The 19,111-nt window shown below is 71.1% G+C and carries 18 protein-coding genes; 13 read left to right on the forward strand and 5 right to left on the reverse strand.

Annotated elements, in window-relative coordinates; genetic code table 11:
* Nucleotides 1-13: 13 nt before the first annotated feature.
* Both ACFY5B_RS12485 and fabF read left to right on the forward strand, forming a co-directional pair.
* Nucleotides 14-262: an acyl carrier protein gene (locus tag ACFY5B_RS12485; RefSeq protein WP_003989952.1), complete on the forward strand. Its 249-nt coding sequence runs from the start codon at nt 14-16 to the stop codon at nt 260-262.
* A gap of 87 nt (nt 263-349) precedes the next feature.
* Nucleotides 350-1,621 carry a beta-ketoacyl-ACP synthase II gene (gene fabF / locus ACFY5B_RS12490; RefSeq protein ID WP_104780791.1) on the forward strand — a complete coding sequence of 424 codons (1,272 nt, stop codon included), beginning with the start codon at nt 350-352 and terminating at the stop codon, nt 1,619-1,621.
* Between the two features lie 235 nt (nt 1,622-1,856).
* Here fabF and ACFY5B_RS12495 read toward each other — a convergent pair whose 3' ends face one another.
* Complete coding sequence (locus ACFY5B_RS12495) at nt 1,857-2,351, reverse strand: DUF3145 domain-containing protein (protein ID WP_344457749.1); 495 nt, start codon at nt 2,349-2,351, stop codon at nt 1,857-1,859.
* A 259-nt stretch (nt 2,352-2,610) separates the two neighbouring features.
* On the opposite strand from ACFY5B_RS12495, the gene ACFY5B_RS12500 reads away from it, so the two are divergent.
* The 4 genes from ACFY5B_RS12500 to ACFY5B_RS12515 all read left to right on the forward strand — a co-directional run bounded on the left by ACFY5B_RS12500 (nt 2,611) and on the right by ACFY5B_RS12515 (nt 6,256).
* Nucleotides 2,611-3,498 carry an SGNH/GDSL hydrolase family protein gene (locus ACFY5B_RS12500; protein WP_389968161.1) on the forward strand — a complete coding sequence of 296 codons (888 nt, stop codon included), beginning with the start codon at nt 2,611-2,613 and terminating at the stop codon, nt 3,496-3,498.
* 27 nt (nt 3,499-3,525) lie between these two features.
* Nucleotides 3,526-4,497, forward strand: a complete 972-nt coding sequence (locus tag ACFY5B_RS12505) for an aldose epimerase family protein (RefSeq protein WP_389968162.1) — start codon at nt 3,526-3,528, stop codon at nt 4,495-4,497.
* 100 nt (nt 4,498-4,597) lie between these two features.
* Nucleotides 4,598-4,768 (forward strand): hypothetical protein, encoded by a 171-nt coding sequence (locus ACFY5B_RS12510; protein WP_389968164.1) that lies wholly within the window; start codon nt 4,598-4,600, stop codon nt 4,766-4,768.
* A gap of 207 nt (nt 4,769-4,975) precedes the next feature.
* The gene (locus tag ACFY5B_RS12515; RefSeq protein WP_389968166.1) at nt 4,976-6,256 is read left to right on the forward strand and encodes a pyroglutamyl peptidase; all 1,281 of its coding nucleotides are present in this window, start codon (nt 4,976-4,978) and stop codon (nt 6,254-6,256) included.
* Here the strand turns inward: ACFY5B_RS12515 and ACFY5B_RS12520 are convergent.
* A complete protein-coding gene (locus tag ACFY5B_RS12520; protein WP_389968168.1) occupies nt 6,207-7,043 on the reverse strand; it encodes an EI24 domain-containing protein in 837 nt (278 codons plus the stop codon). The genes ACFY5B_RS12515 and ACFY5B_RS12520 overlap by 50 nt on opposite strands.
* Nucleotides 7,044-7,241: 198 nt before the next feature.
* Here ACFY5B_RS12520 and ACFY5B_RS12525 point away from each other — a divergent pair, with 198 nt between their 5' ends.
* Nucleotides 7,242-9,815, forward strand: a complete 2,574-nt coding sequence (locus ACFY5B_RS12525) for a M14 family zinc carboxypeptidase (RefSeq protein WP_389968170.1) — start codon at nt 7,242-7,244, stop codon at nt 9,813-9,815.
* A complete protein-coding gene (locus ACFY5B_RS12530) occupies nt 9,812-10,957 on the forward strand; it encodes a serine hydrolase domain-containing protein (protein WP_389968172.1) in 1,146 nt (381 codons plus the stop codon). The genes ACFY5B_RS12525 and ACFY5B_RS12530 overlap by 4 nt, the downstream gene beginning before the upstream one ends.
* Nucleotides 10,958-11,079: 122 nt before the next feature.
* Here the strand turns inward: ACFY5B_RS12530 and ACFY5B_RS12535 are convergent, their stop codons facing one another.
* On the reverse strand, nt 11,080-11,499 hold the full coding sequence (locus tag ACFY5B_RS12535; protein ID WP_389968173.1) for an organic hydroperoxide resistance protein: 420 nt from the start codon (nt 11,497-11,499) through the stop codon (nt 11,080-11,082).
* A gap of 96 nt (nt 11,500-11,595) precedes the next feature.
* Nucleotides 11,596-12,618, reverse strand: coding sequence for an NADP-dependent oxidoreductase (locus ACFY5B_RS12540; protein ID WP_344453054.1), 1,023 nt, complete (start codon nt 12,616-12,618; stop codon nt 11,596-11,598).
* Between the two features lie 96 nt (nt 12,619-12,714).
* Here ACFY5B_RS12540 and ACFY5B_RS12545 point away from each other — a divergent pair, with 96 nt between their 5' ends.
* Nucleotides 12,715-13,164 (forward strand): MarR family winged helix-turn-helix transcriptional regulator, encoded by a 450-nt coding sequence (locus ACFY5B_RS12545; protein WP_389968176.1) that lies wholly within the window; start codon nt 12,715-12,717, stop codon nt 13,162-13,164.
* Between the two features lie 190 nt (nt 13,165-13,354).
* Here ACFY5B_RS12545 and ACFY5B_RS12550 read toward each other — a convergent pair whose 3' ends face one another.
* Nucleotides 13,355-14,254: a hypothetical protein gene (locus ACFY5B_RS12550; protein ID WP_389968178.1), complete on the reverse strand. Its 900-nt coding sequence runs from the start codon at nt 14,252-14,254 to the stop codon at nt 13,355-13,357.
* 268 nt (nt 14,255-14,522) lie between these two features.
* Here ACFY5B_RS12550 and ACFY5B_RS12555 point away from each other — a divergent pair, with 268 nt between their 5' ends.
* The 4 genes from ACFY5B_RS12555 to chvE all read left to right on the forward strand — a co-directional run bounded on the left by ACFY5B_RS12555 (nt 14,523) and on the right by chvE (nt 19,071).
* Complete coding sequence (locus ACFY5B_RS12555; RefSeq protein WP_389968180.1) at nt 14,523-15,686, forward strand: mandelate racemase/muconate lactonizing enzyme family protein; 1,164 nt, start codon at nt 14,523-14,525, stop codon at nt 15,684-15,686.
* The gene (locus ACFY5B_RS12560) at nt 15,683-16,687 is read left to right on the forward strand and encodes a zinc-binding dehydrogenase (protein ID WP_389968182.1); all 1,005 of its coding nucleotides are present in this window, start codon (nt 15,683-15,685) and stop codon (nt 16,685-16,687) included. The genes ACFY5B_RS12555 and ACFY5B_RS12560 overlap by 4 nt, the downstream gene beginning before the upstream one ends.
* 163 nt (nt 16,688-16,850) lie before the next feature.
* A complete protein-coding gene (locus tag ACFY5B_RS12565; protein ID WP_389968183.1) occupies nt 16,851-17,819 on the forward strand; it encodes a hypothetical protein in 969 nt (322 codons plus the stop codon).
* A gap of 139 nt (nt 17,820-17,958) precedes the next feature.
* The gene (gene chvE, locus ACFY5B_RS12570; RefSeq protein ID WP_389968185.1) at nt 17,959-19,071 is read left to right on the forward strand and encodes a multiple monosaccharide ABC transporter substrate-binding protein; all 1,113 of its coding nucleotides are present in this window, start codon (nt 17,959-17,961) and stop codon (nt 19,069-19,071) included.
* Nucleotides 19,072-19,111: the final 40 nt, after the last annotated feature.

The raw sequence follows: 19,111 nt of genomic DNA on the forward strand, positions 1-19,111 counted from the left end.
AAGGAGCGCCAACATGGCCGCCACTCAGGAAGAGATCGTCGCCGGTCTCGCCGAGATCGTGAACGAGATCGCCGGCATCCCGGTTGAGGACGTCCAGCTGGACAAGTCCTTCACCGACGACCTGGACGTCGACTCGCTGTCCATGGTCGAGGTCGTCGTCGCCGCCGAAGAGCGCTTCGACGTCAAGATCCCCGACGAGGACGTCAAGAACCTCAAGACCGTCGGTGACGCGACCGACTACATCCTCAAGCACCAGGGCTGATCAGCCGATCTGGCCCTTCGGGCTGACTGCCCCGCCACCCGGCGGTGGCGCCGCTTAATCCTCGGATCCGTTGGAGAAAGAATTCCCGTGAGCTCGACCAATCGCACCGTGGTCGTCACCGGTATCGGCGCAACCACACCGCTGGGTGGCGACGCAGCCTCTACCTGGGAGGGCCTGATCGCCGGCAAGTCCGGCGTGAAGCCCCTGGAGCAGGACTGGGCGGCCGACCAGGCCGTCAAGATCGCGGCCCCGGTGGCCGTGGAGCCGACCGAGGTCATCCCCCGGCCGCAGGCCCGCCGACTGGACCGCTCGGCGCAGTTCGCGCTGGTCGCGGCCAAGGAGGCCTGGGCCGACGCCGGTTTCGAGGCGAAGGCCGGCGAGGACCCGAACATCGACCCCGACCGGCTCGGCGCGGTCATCGCCTCCGGTATCGGCGGCGTGACGACGCTGCTCGACCAGTACGACGTGCTGAAGGAGAAGGGCGTCCGCCGCGTCTCCCCGCACACCGTGCCCATGCTGATGCCCAACAGCCCGTCGGCCAACGTGGGTCTGGCCGTGGGTGCCCGGGCGGGCGTGCACACGCCGGTCTCCGCCTGCGCCTCGGGCGCCGAGGCCATCGGCTACGCCATCGAGATGATCCGCACCGGCCGCGCCGACGTCGTCGTCGCGGGTGGCACGGAGGCGGCGATCCACCCGCTGCCCATCGCCGCGTTCGGCAACATGATGGCGATGTCCAAGAACAACGACGACCCGCAGGGCGCGTCGCGTCCCTACGACACCGCCCGGGACGGCTTCGTGCTCGGTGAGGGCGCCGGTGTCGTGGTCCTGGAGTCCGCCGAGCACGCCGCCAAGCGCGGTGCCCGGGTGTACGCCGAGGCGGTCGGGCAGGGCATCTCCGCCGACGCGCACGACATCGTGCAGCCGGAGCCGGAGGGGCGGGGCATCTCGCACGCCCTGCAGAACCTGCTGGACCGCAACGACCTGGACCCGGCGGAGATCGTGCACGTCAACGCGCACGCGACGTCCACGCCGGCCGGGGACATCGCCGAGCTGAAGGCGCTGCGGAAGGTGTTCGGCGACGACGCCGACCACTTCGCGGTGTCCGCGACGAAGTCGATGACCGGTCATCTGCTGGGTGGTGCGGGTGGTGTCGAGACGGTTGCGACCGTGCTCGCGCTGTATCACCGGGTGGCGCCGCCGACGATCAACGTGGAGAACCTCGACCCCGAGGCCGAGGCGAACGCCGATGTCGTTCGGGGTGAGGCTCGGAAGCTGCCCGTGGAAGGCCGTATCGCCGCGCTGAACGACTCGTTCGGGTTCGGTGGGCACAACGTGGTGTTGGCGTTCCGGACCATCTGATCCTGAGCGGTGATCGGCCCGAACTCCCGGTGGGGGTTCGGGCCGATCGCCGTTTTGTGTCGCGTCGCCTGCCGGGTGCGGGCGGGTGGGGGCTTGTCGCGCAGTTCCCCGCGCCCCTTCAAGGCGTGTTCCTCGGGGCGTTCACACCACCTGGTGCGCGCCCCTTCAGGGTGTGTCCCCGGGGGCGTTCACACCACCTGGTGCGCGCCCCTTCAGGGTGTGTCCCTGGGGGCGTTCACACCACCTGGTGGAGCCAGCGGACCGGGGCGCCTTCCCCGGCGTATCTGAACGGTTCCAGTTCGTCGTCCCAGGGCTTGCCCAGGAGTTTGCCGATCTCGGCCTCCAGGTCGGTCTCGCCGCGCCGGCTGCGGTGCAGCGCCGCGCGCAGGCGGTCCTCGGGGATGAGGATGTCGCCGTGGATGCCCGTGACGGCGTGGTAGATGCCCAGGTCGGGGGTGCAGCTGTAGCGCTCGCCCTCGGCGGTGGGGCAGGGCTCCGCGGTCACCTCGAAGCGCAGGAGGTGCCAGCCGCGCAGCGCCGAGGCCAGCTTGGACGCCGTGCCCGCCTGGCCCTGCCAGGAGAACTCCGAGCGCCAGGTGCCGGGGGCGGCCGGCTGTCGGATCCAGTCCAGGCTGACGCGTGTGCCGAGCACCCCGGCGACGGCCCACTCGACGTGCGGGCACAGCGCGCGCGGCGCGGAGTGCACGTACAGAACTCCACGTGTCGTCACCGGAACCTCCGGGCAGAGCGGGACATGGTGCAAACGGGCGGAACGGCTGTGACCGGGCGGGTCACGTTGATGGCGAGGCTACCGTGCGAGGGCGCAAGGAGTGTGACGTACGGTCGGTCCAGGTGCCGGGAAACGCCTGCCATTCACCCATGGGGACGCTTGTACGGGTGTGAGCCGTTGCATCTGATCGGCCGGGAACCCTCGTGCGTTGTCATGGGTTGGGGAGACAGGCACGGCGTGGCGAGGGGATGGACCAGGGATGCGGAAGCGAAGCCGTCGCACACGGGGCGTTCTGGCCGCGGTCGCGGCGGCCGTGCTGGGTGTCGCCGGGTGTGATGCCGTGGGGGGTGATTCCGCCGCCCCGTCCGAATCCGCGAAGCCGTCGCCGAAGCCCACGCCCCTGTGGGACCGCAGCCCGGGTTCCGTCGCCGCCGTCGGGGACTCCATCACGCGCGGGTTCGACGCCTGTGACGTGCTGTCGGACTGTCCGGAGGCGTCCTGGGCGACCGGCGCCAGCCCCGAGGTCGACTCGCTCGCGGTGCGGCTGCTGGGCAGGTCCGGGGCCGCCCGGCGGAGCTGGAACTACGCCGTGACCGGGGCGCGGATGGCCGATCTGCCCGGGCAGATGGCGCAGGCGGTGCGGCGCAAGCCGCAGCTGGTGACGGTGATGGTGGGGGCCAACGACGCCTGCCGGTCCACTCCCTCGGCGATGACTCCGGTCTCCGCCTTCCGTGCCGACTTCGAGGACTCGCTGCGCTCCCTGCGTGAGGCCCTGCCCAAGGCGCAGGTGTTCGTGGCGAGCGTGCCGAACCTGAAGCGGCTGTGGTCCGAGGGCCGTACCAGCCCGATGGGCAAGCAGGTGTGGAAGCTGGGCATCTGCCCGTCGATGCTGGGCGACGCGGACGCCCTGGACCCGGCGGCGACCCTGCGGCGGGACACCGTGCAGAAGCGGGTGGAGGACTACAACAAGGTCCTGAAGGAGGTCTGCGCCGAGGACGAGCGGTGCCGGTACGACGGGGGCGCGGTGTACGACTACCGCTTCGGCACGGCCCAGTTGAGCCGCTGGGACTACTTCCACCCCAGTGTGAACGGACAGGCCCGGTTGGCGGAGATCGCGTACCGCACCGTGACCGCGAAGAAGCCCTGACCCGGCCCCTGACTTAGAGTTCCGCACATGAACGAACTCTTCGGAACACTTTCCGACGGGACCCCGGTGCACCGCTGGACCCTGGAGCGGGCGGGCGTACGGGTGCGGGTCCTGTCGTACGGCGGGATCGTGCAGTCCGTGGAGGTGCCGGACCGGGAGGGCCGGGCCGGGGACGTGGTGCTGGGGTTCCCGGATCTCGACGGGTACCTCGCCCATCCGGAGCCGTACCTCGGCGCCCTGGTCGGGAGATACGCCAACCGGATCGCCGGCGGCCGGTTCACCCTGGACGGTCGGACGTACGCGCTGGAACCGAACAACGGGCCGAACTCGTTGCACGGTGGCACACGCGGCTTCGACAAGCGGGTGTGGGAGGCGGAGCCGGTCGAGCACGGGGTGCGGCTGACCCGGATCAGCCCGCACGGCGAGGAGGGGTTCCCGGGGCGGCTGGAGGTCTCGGCGACGTACACGCTCGACGGGAGCGGCTCGCTGCGGATCGCGTACGAGGCGGTGACGGACGCGCCGACCGTGGTGAACCTGACGAACCACAGCTATTTCAACCTGGCCGGTTCCGGTGACGCGGGCGGTCACGAGCTGCGGCTGGCCGCCTCCCGGTACACACCGGCCGACGCGGACCTGATCCCCGCCGGCGGCCCCGAGGAGGTGACCGGTACACGGTTCGACTTCCGAGAGGCGCGCAAGACCGGCTCCGGCTACGACCACAACTTCGTGCTCGACAAGGGCGTGACGGACACGGCGGTGGAGGTCGCCGAGCTGCACGACCCGGCGTCCGGGCGGGTGCTGACGGTGGCGACCACCGAGCCCGGCCTCCAGTTGTACACGGCCGACCACCTGGGCGAGCCCTTCGCGCCCGGTGACGGCATCGCGCTGGAGACCCAGCACTTCCCCGACTCGCCGAACCGGCCGGACTTCCCGACGACCGTGCTGCGGCCGGGCGAGGTGTTCCGCTCGGAGACGGTGTACGGGTTCGGCACCCGCTGAGGGGGCCCGTGACAGACCAAGAGCCCCGGTCCGGAGGTCAGGTCCCGGGCCGGGGCTGCTCAGTGGGGAACGTGTCCCGGATCAGACGTTAATCGTCACGGTGATCCCGCGGTCCGTGATCGAGGGCCCGGCCCGGATCTCGTACGAACCCTTCACAAACGACCACGAGTCGGTCGCCTCGTCCCAGATCTCGAAGGGACGGGGCGGCAGTCCCACGGTGGCGTCGGTGTTCCGCGACTTCCCGACCCTGCTGGGCGAGACCACCGCCTAGCGGGCCGCTACGGCGGCCACCACCTCCACCTCGACAAGGGCCTCGGGGCGGAAGAGCCGGGACGCCTCGAAGGTTTCTGGACGCGGTGCGGGAGGCGACGGCGAGATTCCCCGCCTGAGCCCCACCCATGGCGTGGACCCCACGCGTCACGCGATACTGCGGCCGTCCGGCACCGACCCCCCACCGCGACGGAAGGCCTGAACACCCTTGACATCCCTACGCGTTCGCTTCGGCGTGCTCGGTCTCGCCCTGTTGACCGGCTTCGCCACCCCGACGGCCGCGAGCGCCGCCCCGGCGGCCCCGTCTCCCACCGCCGAGGAGCAGCGGCTCGACCGGGCCGTCCCCCAGGAGATCCTGCGCCGCTCCGGATTCGGCACCCTGGCCCCGCGGTTGGCCCGGTCCCTCGACTCGGCCCGCTCCTACGGGGAGGCCCGCCGGGCGGTCAGGCGCGAGGGTGCGCGGTTGTGGCAGCGTGCGGTCGACCGGGCGCAGGGGCGCGGACCGGCCGAATACGAAGGGCGCGAAGCGCTTCCTTGGAAGGGTGGTGGTGGGCGACGGGCGGGCATGAGCCGGGACGACGACCGGCCGCTGTACTGGGCGCGGCTCGGCATGACGCGTGAAGTGCGCACCTGGGAGCCCGCGTTCGGTCTGACGGACGGGCAGCGGGCCGCGCTGCTGGACGAGCTGGAGCGCACCTCGCGCGGCCAGGACGCCATCCGGTATCCGCACGGCAAGGGCCTGAAGCGGATCCTGCTCACCGGCTTCGACCCGTTCACCCTGGACCGGGACATCCGGATCTCCAACCCGTCCGGCGCCACCGCGCTGGCCCTCGACGGCACGGTGATCGAGACGCCGGACGGCCCGGCCCGCATCGAGACGGCCGTGTTCCCGGTGCGCTGGCAGGACTTCACCGAGGGCACGGTGGAGCGGACCCTGCGGCCGTACCTGCCGAAGGTCGACCTGTTCACCACGGTGAGCCAGGGCCGGGTCGGGCGGTTCGACATCGAGCGGACCAACGGGGCCTGGCGGGGCGGCTTCGCGGACAACGAGAACATCGGCCGCACCGAGACCGTGCCGGTCTCCGACCCGGCCTCGCAGCCGCAGTGGACGACGACCACGCTGCCCCACGCGGCGATCGTCGCGGCGCAGACCGGCCGTTTCCCGGTGTACGACAACACGAGCGTCAGCGAGATCCCGGCCGGCGGCTCCCAGCCCGTCGTACGCCCCGACGGGCCGACGCCCGGTTCCACCGCTCGCGCGGGCGGGGGCGGGGACTACCTCTCCAACGAGATCGCCTACCGCGCGACCCTGCTGCGCGACCGGCTCGGGCTGCACGACACGCTGCCGGGCGGGCATGTGCACACGCCGGTACTGCAGTTCGGCACCGGGAACACCACGGAGATCACCGACCCGGAGTTCGTGCGCAACCGGCTGGACATCATCGCCCAGGTGAGGGCCATCCTGAAGGTGGCTGCGGAAGCGTCGTAGCGGCCCCGTCGCCCTCCTCGCCGCCCTTGCCGCCCTCACTGATGTCCTCGCCCAGCAGGTCGCGTGCCATGAGGGTGGCGCCGGCCACCGCGCCCGGCATCAGGAACACCGCGACGAACGGCACCAGGAACGCCACGGCGAGCGGCGTGCCGAAGCCCCAGACCAGGGTCTTGCGGGAGCGCAGCAGGGTGAGGCGGGTGCGCAGTTCGACGCTGCGGCGCTGGAGGGCGACGGCGGTCAGTTCCTCGGTGAGGAAGAACCCGGTCACGACGAACCCGATCACGGGGACGACCGTCTGCCCGACCACGGGGATGAAGCCGCACGCGAACAGCAGCACCCCCCACAGGGCGGCCCGCAGCACGATCCGGAGGCTGTCCCGGGCGGAGATCCACAGCTCACGCCAGAACGGCAGCCCCGACTCGGGGGCGTGCCCGTCCGGGGACACGTCCCGGTCGACCTTCTCGGAGAGGTTCTCGTAGAAGGGCTGCCCGATCAGCAGGGTCACCGCGGTGAAGGTCACGACGGAGAGGAGCAGGCCGAGGGCGAACAGCACGGCGGTCAGGAAGCCGCGGAAGAGTCCGAGCCACGGGCTGGACCAGTCGTCCGCGAAAGGCGTCGCCCAGCCCACGAGGTCCTCGCCCCACAGGGCCAGTGCGACGAGCGCCGCCGCGTAGAGAACGAGGGTGATCAGCCCCGGGAGCAGCCCGAAGCCGTACTGCCTGCCGTGCCGGGCCACCCATCGCTGGCCCTTCAGGAGGTACCGGAAACCCGTCCCTAGATCGCGCATGGGGGAACCCTATCCGGGCCCGTGTCGCGCTCTTGACGCGCTCCGGTCACACCGCTGTCACGGGTCGCCCAGGTCAGGCCGGACGCGCCGGTGAGAGCCATCCGGGTCACGGGTGACACCAACGCGCTCTTGTTGCCGTTGAGTCGAACCGGTACACCTCGCCGTACCGATCTCAGGAAGCCCCAGGAGGAGGTACGCGTGCGCACCGAGAGAAGCGTTCCTGCGAGACCTGTACTGATCGCCGCCCTGGCCCTCGCCGCGGCGGGTTCGCTCCTGCTCTCCCCCGGCCCGGCGGGCGCCGACCCGTTACCCGTCACCCGTGAGGGCTCCGCCGTGGACGACCTGGCGGCACAGGCTCCCGCGAGCGCCGCGCGACGCGCGTTGACCGCGGACGCCCCCACCGCCGCCCCCACCCGCTCCTACCCCCGCCGCCTGGTCCTCTCCCCCGACCCGGAGAACCCCGGCGACAAGTCCCTGAAGCTGGGCCTCACGCCGTACCACGCGATCGCGCCGAAGCTGAACGCCCTGCAGCGCCTCGGCGACCGGGTGAGCGTGGAGGTGACGGGCCGCTCGGCCGGCGGCCACCGCCTCTACCTCGTCACCGTCACCGCCCCGGAGACCACCCGGCAGACCCGCGCCCAGGAGCGCATGCGCGAGCTGATCGAGAACGCGCCCGCCACAGCGGCCAAGTCCCGTGAGATCACACGGGATTACAAGGCACCGGTCTTCGTCAACGGCAACATCCACGGCAACGAGTGGGAGGGCACGGACGCCTCCCTGAAGGTCATCGAGCAGCTCGCCACCGCGAAGGACGCCAGGACCAGGGACCTCCTCACGCACAGCCGCCTGTACTTCAACATCACGGCGAATCCGGACGGCCGTATCGCCGGTACCCGCGCCAACGCGAACGGCTTCGACCTCAACCGCGACTTCGTCACCGCCTCCCAGCCCGAGACCCGGGCGATGCGGCAGATCGAGCTCGGCACACAGCCGGCCGTCCTGCTCGACCTGCACGGCTACGTCAACGGCACCCTCATCGAGCCCACCACTCCCCCGCACGGCGAGAACTACGAGTACGACCTCTTCCTGAAGAACAGCTACGCCAACGCCCTCGGCATGGAGTCCGCGGTCAACGCCCTCGGCTACACGCCCGCGAAGGACGGCGTGGAGGCGGCCCAGATCCCGTTCCGCGACCAGGAGGAGGGCTGGGACGACTGGCCGCCGATCTTCACCCCGCAGTACGCGGCCTTCCACGGCACGGTGGCCGCCCACACGGTGGAGATCCCGCTGGCGGTGAACAACGAGGAGTACGACGAGCTGCCCGTCCCCGAGCTGCGCCGCCGCTCGGCGATCAACACGGCCGTGGCGGGCGCGGCGATCCGCGCGACCCTGGACCACGTGCGCGAGCACCGCGGCACCCTGATCACCGACCAGATCGAGGTGTTCCGGCGCGGCGCGGCGGGCGCCGCGCAGGTTCCGGTGTCGGCGGAGACGGTTCCCGGCGTCCCCGGCATCGGCCCGGAGGACGTCTACACGACGAGGTTCCCGCGCGCCTACGTCATCCCGCCCGGCGACGCCCGCACCCAGCGCTCGGGGCCCGCCGCCGCCCGTCTGGTCGACCACCTCATCGCCAACGACGTCCGCGTCACCCGCGCCACCCGCGCCTTCCGGATCGCCGGCCGGACGTACCCACGGGGCTCGTACGTCGTCGACCTGCACCAGCCCAAGCGCGGCATGGCGAACGCGCTGCTGGCCGACGGCCGGGACATCAGCGGCAAGGTCTCGGTGATGTACGACATCTCCGGCTGGAGCCTGGGCAGCCTGTGGGGCGCCACGGTCGAGCGGGTGCCGGCGGGCAGTCTGCGGGGCGCGCCCCTGCGCCCGGTCGTCGGGGCCGCACCGGTCGCGCACGTGCCCGCGCACGGCGACCTGCGACTGCGCCTGACCGATCCGCGCGAGATCGCCGCCCTCAACTCCCTGCTCCGGCAGGGCGTTGCGGTCCGGCGGGCGGCGGACGGCAGCGCGATCGTCCCGGCGTCGGCCCGCCGCGAGGCCCGCACGGCCGCCCGTGTCCACGACGTCTCCTTCATAGCCACACGGCAGTCGTGGGACGGCACGGCACCGCTCCACCGCCTCCGCGTCGCCGCCGCCGTCACGCCGGGTGAGCTGTTCGCCCTGCGGGAGATGGGCTTCGACGTCACGCCGGTCTCGACGGCCGTGCTGAACGCGGGCTTCGACTGGTCGGGCGCGGACGTGCTGTTCGTGTCCGCCGGCCTGGACCGCGCGGACCTCACCGAACCCGCCCGGCAGGCCCTGGACACCTTCCTGGACGGGCACGGCCTGGTCGGCCGGGGTGCTGCGGGAGCGGCCCTGAACGCGGCGGCGGGGCGGCTGGCGGTCAAGCCGGTGGAGGGCAACGCGGACGCGAACGGCGTGGTGCGGGTGCGCAATGCCGACGGCATCACGCGTGACGCACTGGCCCGCGGCTTCGTCTACGCCCCGCTCTGGTTCACCGACCCGGGCCCCGGTGTCCGCGTGGAGCAGTCGTACGCGACCGGGAACCCGCTGGTTGCCGGGCACTGGCGGCCGCTGCGGGACGGCTCCGGCGGTCCCGCCGCTGCCGCCGGGCAGGCCTCGGTCGTGAGCGGGGACCACACGGTCCTGTTCGGCACCGAACCACTCTTCCGGGGCCACCCCAAGGGAGAATTCCCGCAGGTGGCAAAGGCATTGTTCACAGTGGCACACAGCGCTTCAGTCAAGGAGAGCGGATGACGCAGGAGATCCACGGCAGCGTGGCGGACGACTTCGAGGCGGTGCGCGAGGAGTTCACCGCGTTCGTCGCCGGGGAGCGGGCCGACTACGAGGGGCAGCTGTGCGCCTACGTCCGCGGCCGGAAGGTCGTCGACCTGTGGGCGGGGACCGACGCCGACGCCCTCTACGGTGTGTTCTCGTCCACCAAGGGCGCCGCCTACCTGGTCGTGGCCCTGCTCGTCCAGGACGGCACGCTCGAACTGGACCGCAAGGTGACGTACTACTGGCCGGAGTTCGCGGCCGAGGGCAAGGGCGCCCTGACGGTGCGGGACCTGCTGGCGCACCGGGCGGGCGTGGTCGGTACCGACACCGGCTTCACGCTCGCGGAGCTGGCGGACGACCGCCAGCTCGCCGAACGTCTCGCCGACCAGCGGCCGTTCTGGCGCCCCGGCACGGCGTTCGGTTATCACGGGCTGGTCGCCGGTGCCCTGGCCGGGGAGGTGGTGCGCCGTGCGACCGGCCGCACCCTCCAAGAGGTCTACCAGGAGCGGATCAGGACCCCGTACGGGCTGGACTTCCACCTGGGCCTGCCCGCGCCCGAGGAACCGCGCTTCCGGGGCACCCAGCCGATGGCCCCGACCCCCGAGCAGCAGGCCGTGCTCGACGCGACGCCCACGGGCCCGCACACGCTGGCCTCGATCGCGTTCAACGGCAACGCGGCCGAGCCGACCGACCTCGTCTCCCTTCCGAACATGCCGCTGATCCGCGCCAAGGGCCCGGCGTCGGTGGGCGGGGTGGCGTCCGCGCGGGGCCTGGCGGGGATGTACGCGGCGGCGATCAGCGGGGTGGGCGAACAGCCGGCGCTGCTGAAGCCGGACACGGTGGCGGAGTTCGGGCAGGTCCACTCGGTCGGCTACGACCTGGTGGCCCGGGCCCACAGGTCCTTCGGGCTCGGCTTCCAGATGACGGCTGACACGTGGTACCCGTTCCTCGGTGCCGGGACGATCGGGCACGGCGGCGCGGGCGGCTCCCAGGCCTTCGCGGACCCGTGGAGCGGCCTCTCCTACGGTTACACGCGCCGCCGGTACGCCTTCCCCGGTGGGGCGGCCCCGGAGAACGGCCGGCTGGCACGGGCGGTCCACACGGCGGCGCTCGCCCTCTGAGGGCTTCTTTCACCACGAGCGCCCGATCGGGTGGTGTGGTGAAGGACCGCTGGGGCCCGGGCACGGGCGGAGGCCGCACCCCACGTCCAAGGGTGCGGCCTCCGCGTACGCAACGAGCGGGGTCAGACCAGCGTCACGGTGATGTTGCCGCGGGTCGCCTTCGAGTACGGGCAGACCTCGTGGGCCTTCTCGATCAGGGACCGGGCGGTGCCCCGGTCGACCTTCGGGATGTCGGCCGAGATCTCGACGATGATCCCGAAGCCGTCCCCGTTCTTGCCGAGGCCGACCTTGGCGGTGACAGTCGAACCGGAGAGGTCGGCCTTCTCCTGACGGGCGACGACACCGAGAGCGCCCTGGAAGCAGGCGCTGTACCCGGCGGCGAAGAGCTGCTCCGGGTTGGTGCCGGCGCCGCTCCCGCCCATCTCCTCGGGCGGGTTGACGACGACGTCGAGCTTGCCGTCGTCGGTGGCGACCCGGCCGTCGCGACCGTTCTCGGCGGTGGCGACGGCGGTGTACAGGACGTCGGACTGCTGGATCGGCATGCGGTTGGGTTCCTTAGGTGGTCCGCCGCGGCTCGCGCCCGGGCCGGGACGGATTCGGAAACAAGTTACCGCATGCCGGAATCCCGAAGGAAGGCGTCAGAGCTTGACGATCATCTTCCCGGTGTTGTCGCCGCGCAGCACACCGAGGAACGCCTCCAGGTTGTTCTCGATGCCCTCGACGACGGTCTCCCGGTACTTCAGCTCGCCGGAGGCGACCCAGGGGGCGACCTCCTGCACGAACTGCGGCTGCAGGTCGTAGTGGTCCCCGACCAGGAAGCCCTGGATACGGCCGCGGGTGGCGATCAGGCGGGCGAGGTTCTTCGGGCCCGGGGCGGGCTCGGTGTTGTTGTAGACGGAGATCATGCCGCAGACGGCGATCCGGCCGCCCTCGTTGAGGGAGCCGATGGCCGCCTCCAGGTGGTCACCGCCGACGTTGTCGAAGTAGACGTCGATCCCGTCGGGGGCGGCGGCGCGCAGCTGCTCGGCGACCGGCCCGTCCTTGTAGTTGAAGGCGGCGTCGAAGCCGTACTCCTCCGTGAGGAGCTTCACCTTCTCGTCCGAACCGGCGGAGCCGATGACGCGGGAGGCGCCCTTCAGCTTGGCGATCTGGCCGACCTGGCCGCCCACGGCGCCGGCGGCACCGGACACGAAGACGGTGTCGCCCTCCTTGAAGGCGGCGGTGCGCAGCAGGCCCGCGTAGGCGGTGAGGCCCGTCATGCCCAGCACCCCGAGGTACGTCGACAGCGGCGCGGCGTCCGGGTCCACCTTGACGGCGCTCTTCGCGCCGACGACCGCGTACTCACGCCACCCGAAGAAGTGCAGCACGTGATCCCCGACGGACAGTCCCTCGGCGTTCGACGCCACGACCTCGCCGACGGCACCGCCCTGCATGACCTTGCCGATCTCGAACGGGGCGACGTAGGACTTCGCGTCGCTCATCCGGCCGCGCATGTACGGGTCCACGGAGAGGTACTTGTTCCGGACGAGGACCTGACCCTCACCGGGCTGCGGTACGTCCACCTCGACGAAGGCGAAGTCCTCGGGCTTCGGCCAGCCGACGGGACGGCTCGCCAGGTGCCACTCGCGGCTGACGGCGGGGAGGGTGGGGGTGTCGGTCATGGTGCGCCTTACCTCACTGGCTCGATGTTTCAGTACCTGAAACAACCATGCTCCTGAATATTTCAGGTTGTCAAATAACCGGGTACCCTCGAAGGCATGGCTTCTACCACACCGACGCCCGAAATGACGGGCACCCGCCCGGATCAGCTGACTCTCGACGTCGTCGAGCTGATCGGGGAGGTCGTGGCGCGGTTCCACGAGGACTACGAGTCGGCGGCGGCGGAGCACGCCCTCACCGGCGCGCAGGCGCGGCTGCTCAGCCTGTTGTGCCTCGAGCCGCTGCCGATGCGGAGGCTGGCGCAGCAGCTGAAGTGCGAGCCGTCGAACGTCACCGGGATCGTGGACCGGCTGGAGGCGCGGGGCCTGGTCGAGCGGCAGCCGAACCCCTCCGACCGCCGGGTGAAGGTCGCGGCGGCGACGACGGAGGGGCGACAGGTGGCCCGGAGCCTGCGGGAGTCACTGCGGTTCGCCCGGGAGCCCCTGGCCGGACTCTCCGAGGAGGAGCGGGTGGCGCTGCGGGACACGCTGCGGCGCATGCTGGGCTGAGGCCGGACCCGGCCGTCAAAAGGCCTCGCAGCCCGGGACCGGGTACGGCGGCGGCCTGTTCGCGACGCGACGGTACGCGGCCGGCGCCGTCAGGAGAGTCGGTGCTCCGCGACGGGGCGCGACACCCCGTCCGCACTCGCCATCGGCGCCTCATTGTCGTGGCCCCGGGGCGAAACCGACCGAGCGGCCGCTACGTGCACCACCAGAGGAACCGTTTGCACGGCTCGGAGGCGGACGGCTCCGGCTCCGGGGGCTGAGTGGTCGGATCCGCGGTCGGGCCGGGGCCCGGGCCGGAGGTCGGCGGGGCGGCCGTGGGGGCGGGCGCCGGGCCGCTGGAGGCGCCTCCCGCCGCCGACTCGGGGTCCTTCGACGGTTCGCCGCTCTCCGGGGACTCCGAGCTCTCGTCCTTCGGGGACGCGGAAGCGGACGGCGTGTCAGATGCCGTCGGTGAAGCGGAGCCTGAGGGGTTGTCGGTCCCAGCCCTCCCGCCGCCCGAACCGCTGCCCGGTTCCCCCGCCTCGGGCGAGGCGTCCCCGTCCGCCGACTCGCCCCCGGCCGCGGCCGGTCTCGGTTTCGAGCCGGGGGCGTCCATGCCGAGTTCCGCGAGGCTCAGGCCGCCGGCCGCCAGTACGAACCCGGCGGCCACGAACAGGGTGCGGCGGCGCCGGCGGCGATGTGCCGCGGCCTTGCGGTCCCGCCGGCTCGACCCTCCCGGGCCGTCGGGGGCCGGGCCGCGCCCGCGTCCGCGCCGTCGGGCCGCGCGCCCCGCGCGCTCGCCGTCGTCGCCGTACGTGCCGTCGTCGTCATCGCCGTACGCGTCACTGGCGTCGTCGCCGTACGTGCCGTCGTCGTCATCGCCGTACGCGTCACTGGCGTCGTCGCCGTACGCGTCGTCGTGTCCGTCGTAGGGGGTGTGCGACTCGTGCGATCCCGCCGCCCCCTCCGGCATGCCGCCGACGTGTCCTGACGCGGTGGCATCGTATCCGCCGTACACCGGGTCGCGCCGACGCAGTGTTTCGGCCGAGGTGCCGCACCCCGGGCAGGCGAGGGCGCCGTTGAGGTGCCGTCGGCACGGGTCGCAGTAGTCCATGACGCGGGAAGATTAAGTTCCGCGCCGGTCACGTTCCTAGAGCCGCCTGTGAAGGTTCTGTACGGACACGGCCGCCACCTGGTTTCGAAACTGTCGAAACCGTTATGCGCGCGACCCATTGACACCCCCACCGCCCGATCCTTACTGTCACGCCAGCATTTCGAACGTGTGCCGAAATCTCGAACAGGCCGAGGCGCCGGAACGCGAACGGGACGCTGACGGAACAAACTGACAGAACGAGCCGACGAAGCTGCGAGGGAAAACCGCCGTGCGCATCACCGGAATCAGCACACACGTGGTCGGGACGCCGTGGCGCAACCTGACGTACGTCCAGGTGCACACCGACGAGGGGATCACCGGAGTCGGCGAGACCCGGATGCTGGGACACACCGACGCCCTTCTCGGCTACCTGAGGGAGGCCGAGGCCAACCACATCCTCGGCTCCGACCCCTTCGCCGTCGAGGACCTCGTCAAGCGCATGAAGTACGGCGACTACGGCCGTGCGGGCGAGATCGTCATGTCCGGCATCGCCGTGATCGAGATGGCCTGCTGGGACATCAAGGGCAAGGCCCTCGGAGTCCCCGTCTGGCAGCTGCTGGGCGGCAAGGTCACCGACAAGGTCAAGGCGTACGCCAACGGCTGGTACACCACCGAGCGCACCCCGGAGGCCTACCACAAGGCCGCCCAGGGCGTGATGGAGCGCGGCTACCGGGCGCTGAAGATCGACCCCTTCGGCACCGGCCACTTCGAGCTGGACCACCAGGAGACCCTGTACGCGGTCTCCCTGATCGAGGCCGTCCGCGACGCCATCGGCCCCGAGGCCGAGCTGATGCTGGAGATGCACGGCCGCTTCTCCCCCGCCACGGCCGTGCGCCTGGCCAAGGAACTGGCGCCGTTCAAGCCGGCGTGGCTGGAGGAGCCGGTCCCGCCGGAGAACCTCAAGGCGCTGGAGAAGGTCGCCGCCAAGGTCGACATGCCGGTCGCCACCGGTGAGCGCATCCACGACCGGATCGAGTTCCGCGAGCTGTTCGAGAGCCAGGCCGTCGACATCATCCAGCCGGACGTCGGCCACATCGGCGGAATCTGGGAGACCCGGAAGCTCGCGGCGACCGCCGAGACGCATTACATGCTGGTCGCCCCGCACAACGTGGGCGGCTCGGTGCTGACCGCCGCGTCCCTCCAGGTCGGCTTCACCTCCCCGAACTTCAAGATCCTGGAGCACTTCAACGACTTCGCCGACGCGGAGATCAAGAAGGTGGTCAAGGGCGCCCCGCAGGTGAACCCGGAGGACGGCTGCTTCCACCTCTCCGACGCCCCCGGCCTCGGTGTGGAGCTGGACGTCGACGCCGCCGCCGAGTTCCCGCAGCAGCAGGCCCGTTTCGACCTCTGGGCGGAGGGCTGGGAACAGCGCAAGCCGAAGGGCTCGCAGTGAGCACCGCCGTCGTCGTCGACGCCCCGGGCGAGCACCGTCTGGTGCCGCACGAGCCCCGGCGGCCCGAGGCCGGCGAGGCGCTGGTCCGGGTGCACGCCTCCGGGATCTGCGGCAGCGACCGCGAGGTCTACCAGGGCAACCGCCCCGAGGGCTACGTGCGTTACCCGCTGACCCCGGGCCACGAGTGGTCCGGGACGGTTCAGGCCGTGGGCGCCGGTGTCCCGGAGTCCCTCGTGGGCCGCAAGGTGGTCGGTGAGGGCTTTCGAAACTGTCAGGTCTGCGACCGCTGCCACGCGGGCGACACGACCCTGTGCACGGCCGGCTACGAGGAGACCGGGTTCACGCAGCCGGGCGCCATGGCGGCCACGCTGACCCTCCCGGCCCGTCTCCTGCACGCCCTCCCGGACGACTGCGACCTGACGGCCGCGGCCCTCCTGGAACCCGCCGCCTGTATCGCGGCCGCCGCGCTGAAGGGCAACGCGCAGCCCGGTGAGCGCGTCGCCGTGGTCGGCACCGGAACCCTCGGCATGTTCGCCGTGCAGTTCCTGAAGGCCAACTCACCGGCCGAGCTGCTGGTGATCGGCACCCGCCGGGACCGTGAGGCGCTCTCGCGTCAGTACGGTGCGACGGACTTCCGGACGAAGGACCAGCAACTCCCGGACGACATCGACGTGGTGATCGAGACGGCCGGGTCCGCGGACGCCGCCCGGATCTCCGCCGCTCTGCTCAGGCGCGGCGGGCGGCTGGTCCTGACCGGCATCCCGGCGCCGGGCGCCGAGGGCCTCGACCCGACCGACCTCGTCGTGAAGCAGCTGGAGGTGCACACCGTCTTCGGTGCGCCGCCGGACGCCTGGGCGCACACGGTGCGGGTGTTCGCCGCCGGTCTGCTCGATCCGCTGCCGCTGGTGACGCACGAGCTGCCGCTCACCGAGTTCTCGCAGGCCATCGAGCTGGTCGGGGCCGGTGATCCGAAGGTGGGCAAGGTCCTGCTCCGCCCCTAGACGTACGCCGGTACGGGGGCAACCTGACGGCTCCCGTACCGGCGTACACCCAGCTGCGCCCCCTGCCCGGCTGTGCCCACCGTCCAGCCGGGCCCCCGAGCCCAGCCGTGCCCCACCCAGAGCCGCGAACCTCGTCCGAAATATCGAACCGAAGGACAGTCCTGTGACCGACGCTTCCGCCACCGCAGCCCGCAGGCCCGGTGAGCCGGCGCTCTCCGCGCTGGGTCTGAGCGCGCCCGCCCCCGACCCCGCCGACGCCTCCGCGCACTCCTTCCCCGGCGGTGGCCGCTGGCGCACCGAGATCCCCTCCTGCGAGGGTCCCGAGGCGCTCGCGGTGGTTCTGAAGGAGGCCTCGCGGCTGGACGTGCCGATCCACCGGATCAGCCAGGGCAGCGGCGTGTGGATGCTGACCGACTCCGAGATCACCGAGATGGTCGAGTCGACCGGTGAACGCGACATCGAACTCTGCCTGTTCACCGGCCCGCGCGGCACCTGGGACATCGGCGGGTCCACGCGCACCGACTCACGGGGGGCCGGGCTGCGCGCCCGCGGCCACGACGCCGTCGCCGGTTGCGTCGAAGACGCCGTCCGGGCGACCGAGTTGGGCGTCAAGTGCCTGCTCGTCGCCGACGAGGGCGTGCTGTGGACGCTGCACCGGGCGCGGGCGGCCGGCATCATCCCGGCCGACACGACACTCAAGGTCTCCGCGCTCATCGGACCGGTCAACCCGGCCGCGTACGCGGTATACGAACGCCTCGGCGCCGACTCGGTCAACGTGCCCAGCGACCTGACGCTCGATCACCTGACCGAGATCCGCCGGGTGTCGGGCGCTCCGATGGACATGTACATCGAGGCCCCCGACGACCTCGGCGGCTACGTCCGCATGTACGAGGTGGCCGAACTCATCAGACGCGGGGCCCCGTTGTACCTGAAGTTCGGCCTGTCCAAGTCCCCCGGGATCTACCCCTACGGGCACCACATGCGGGAGCTGACCCTGGCCACCGCGAAGGAGCGGGTGCGGCGTGGCCGGCTCGCCCTGGACCTCCTGGCCCGCCACGGAGCGGACGGCGACATGGCGCCGCTCGGGTCCCGGCTGCCGGGTGATCTGCAACGGTTCGAAATCTCGTCATAACGTTCCGGATACTCGGCTTCACAAAAGAAGACACAGCCGACCACAATCCACCACATCTCTTCTCGGTCTTTCCGGCACGACCACCCGGATCGACTTCGCGCCTGAGACCGAGCCCTGCCACAGATCAAGGATGATGATCATGCGTAACCGCAGAGCCGCTCTCACCGCCATAGCCGGAGCCGCGTCCCTCGCCCTGACCCTGTCCGCCTGCGGCCAGAGCGGCGAGGGCGGCAGCAAGGAGAGCGAGGGCGACACCAAGGGCGCCACCATCGGCATCGCGATGCCGACCAAGTCCTCCGAGCGCTGGATCGCCGACGGCAAGAACGTCGTCACCGACCTCGAGTCCAAGGGCTACAAGACCAAGCTGGTCTACGGCGAGGACGACCCCGACCAGCAGGTCTCGCAGGTCGAGAACCTGATCACGCAGGGCGTCAAGGCGCTGATCATCGCCGCGATCGACAACAAGTCGATGAACAACGTGCTCCAGCAGGCCAAGGACGCGGGCATCCCGGTCATCTCCTACGACCGCCTGATCCTCGGCACGCAGAACGTCGACTACTACGCCTCCTTCGACAACGAGAAGGTCGGCGAGCTCCAGGGCACCTACATCGTCGAGAAGCTCGGCCTGAAGGACGGCTCCAAGAAGGGCCCCTTCAACATCGAGCTGTTCGCCGGCTCCAACGACGACAACAACACCCGCTACTTCTTCCAGGGCGCGATGAACGTCCTGCAGCCGTACATCGACAAGAAGCAGCTCGTCGTCCGCTCCGGCCAGACCAAGCTCAACCAGGTCACGACCCTGCGCTGGGACGGCGGCACCGCCCAGAAGCGCATGGACGACATCCTGACCTCGGCCTACAAGAGCGAGCGGGTCGACGCCGTCCTCTCCCCCTACGACGGCATCTCCATCGGCATCCTCTCGGCCCTGAAGTCCGACGACTACGGCTCCAAGAGCAAGCCGCTGCCGGTCGTGACGGGTCAGGACGCCGAGGTCGCCTCGGTGAAGTCGATCATCGCCGGCCAGCAGTCGATGACCGTCTACAAGGACACCCGTCAGCTCGCCAAGGTGTCCTCGAACATGGTCGACGCGCTGCTCAACAAGAAGAAGCCCGAGGTCAACGACACCAAGACCTACGACAACGGCTCGAAGGTCGTCCCCGCCTACCTGCTGGAGCCGGTCGCGGTCGACAAGTCGAACTACCAGAAGGAGGTCGTCGACTCCGGCTACATCAAGGAGAGCGACCTCAAGTAGTCCCCGCCACCGACCGACGCTCCACCACTGATTGGAAGGC

Source organism: Streptomyces sp. NPDC013187 (genome assembly GCF_042899705.1).
GTDB lineage: Bacteria > Actinomycetota > Actinomycetes > Streptomycetales > Streptomycetaceae > Streptomyces > Streptomyces hawaiiensis_A.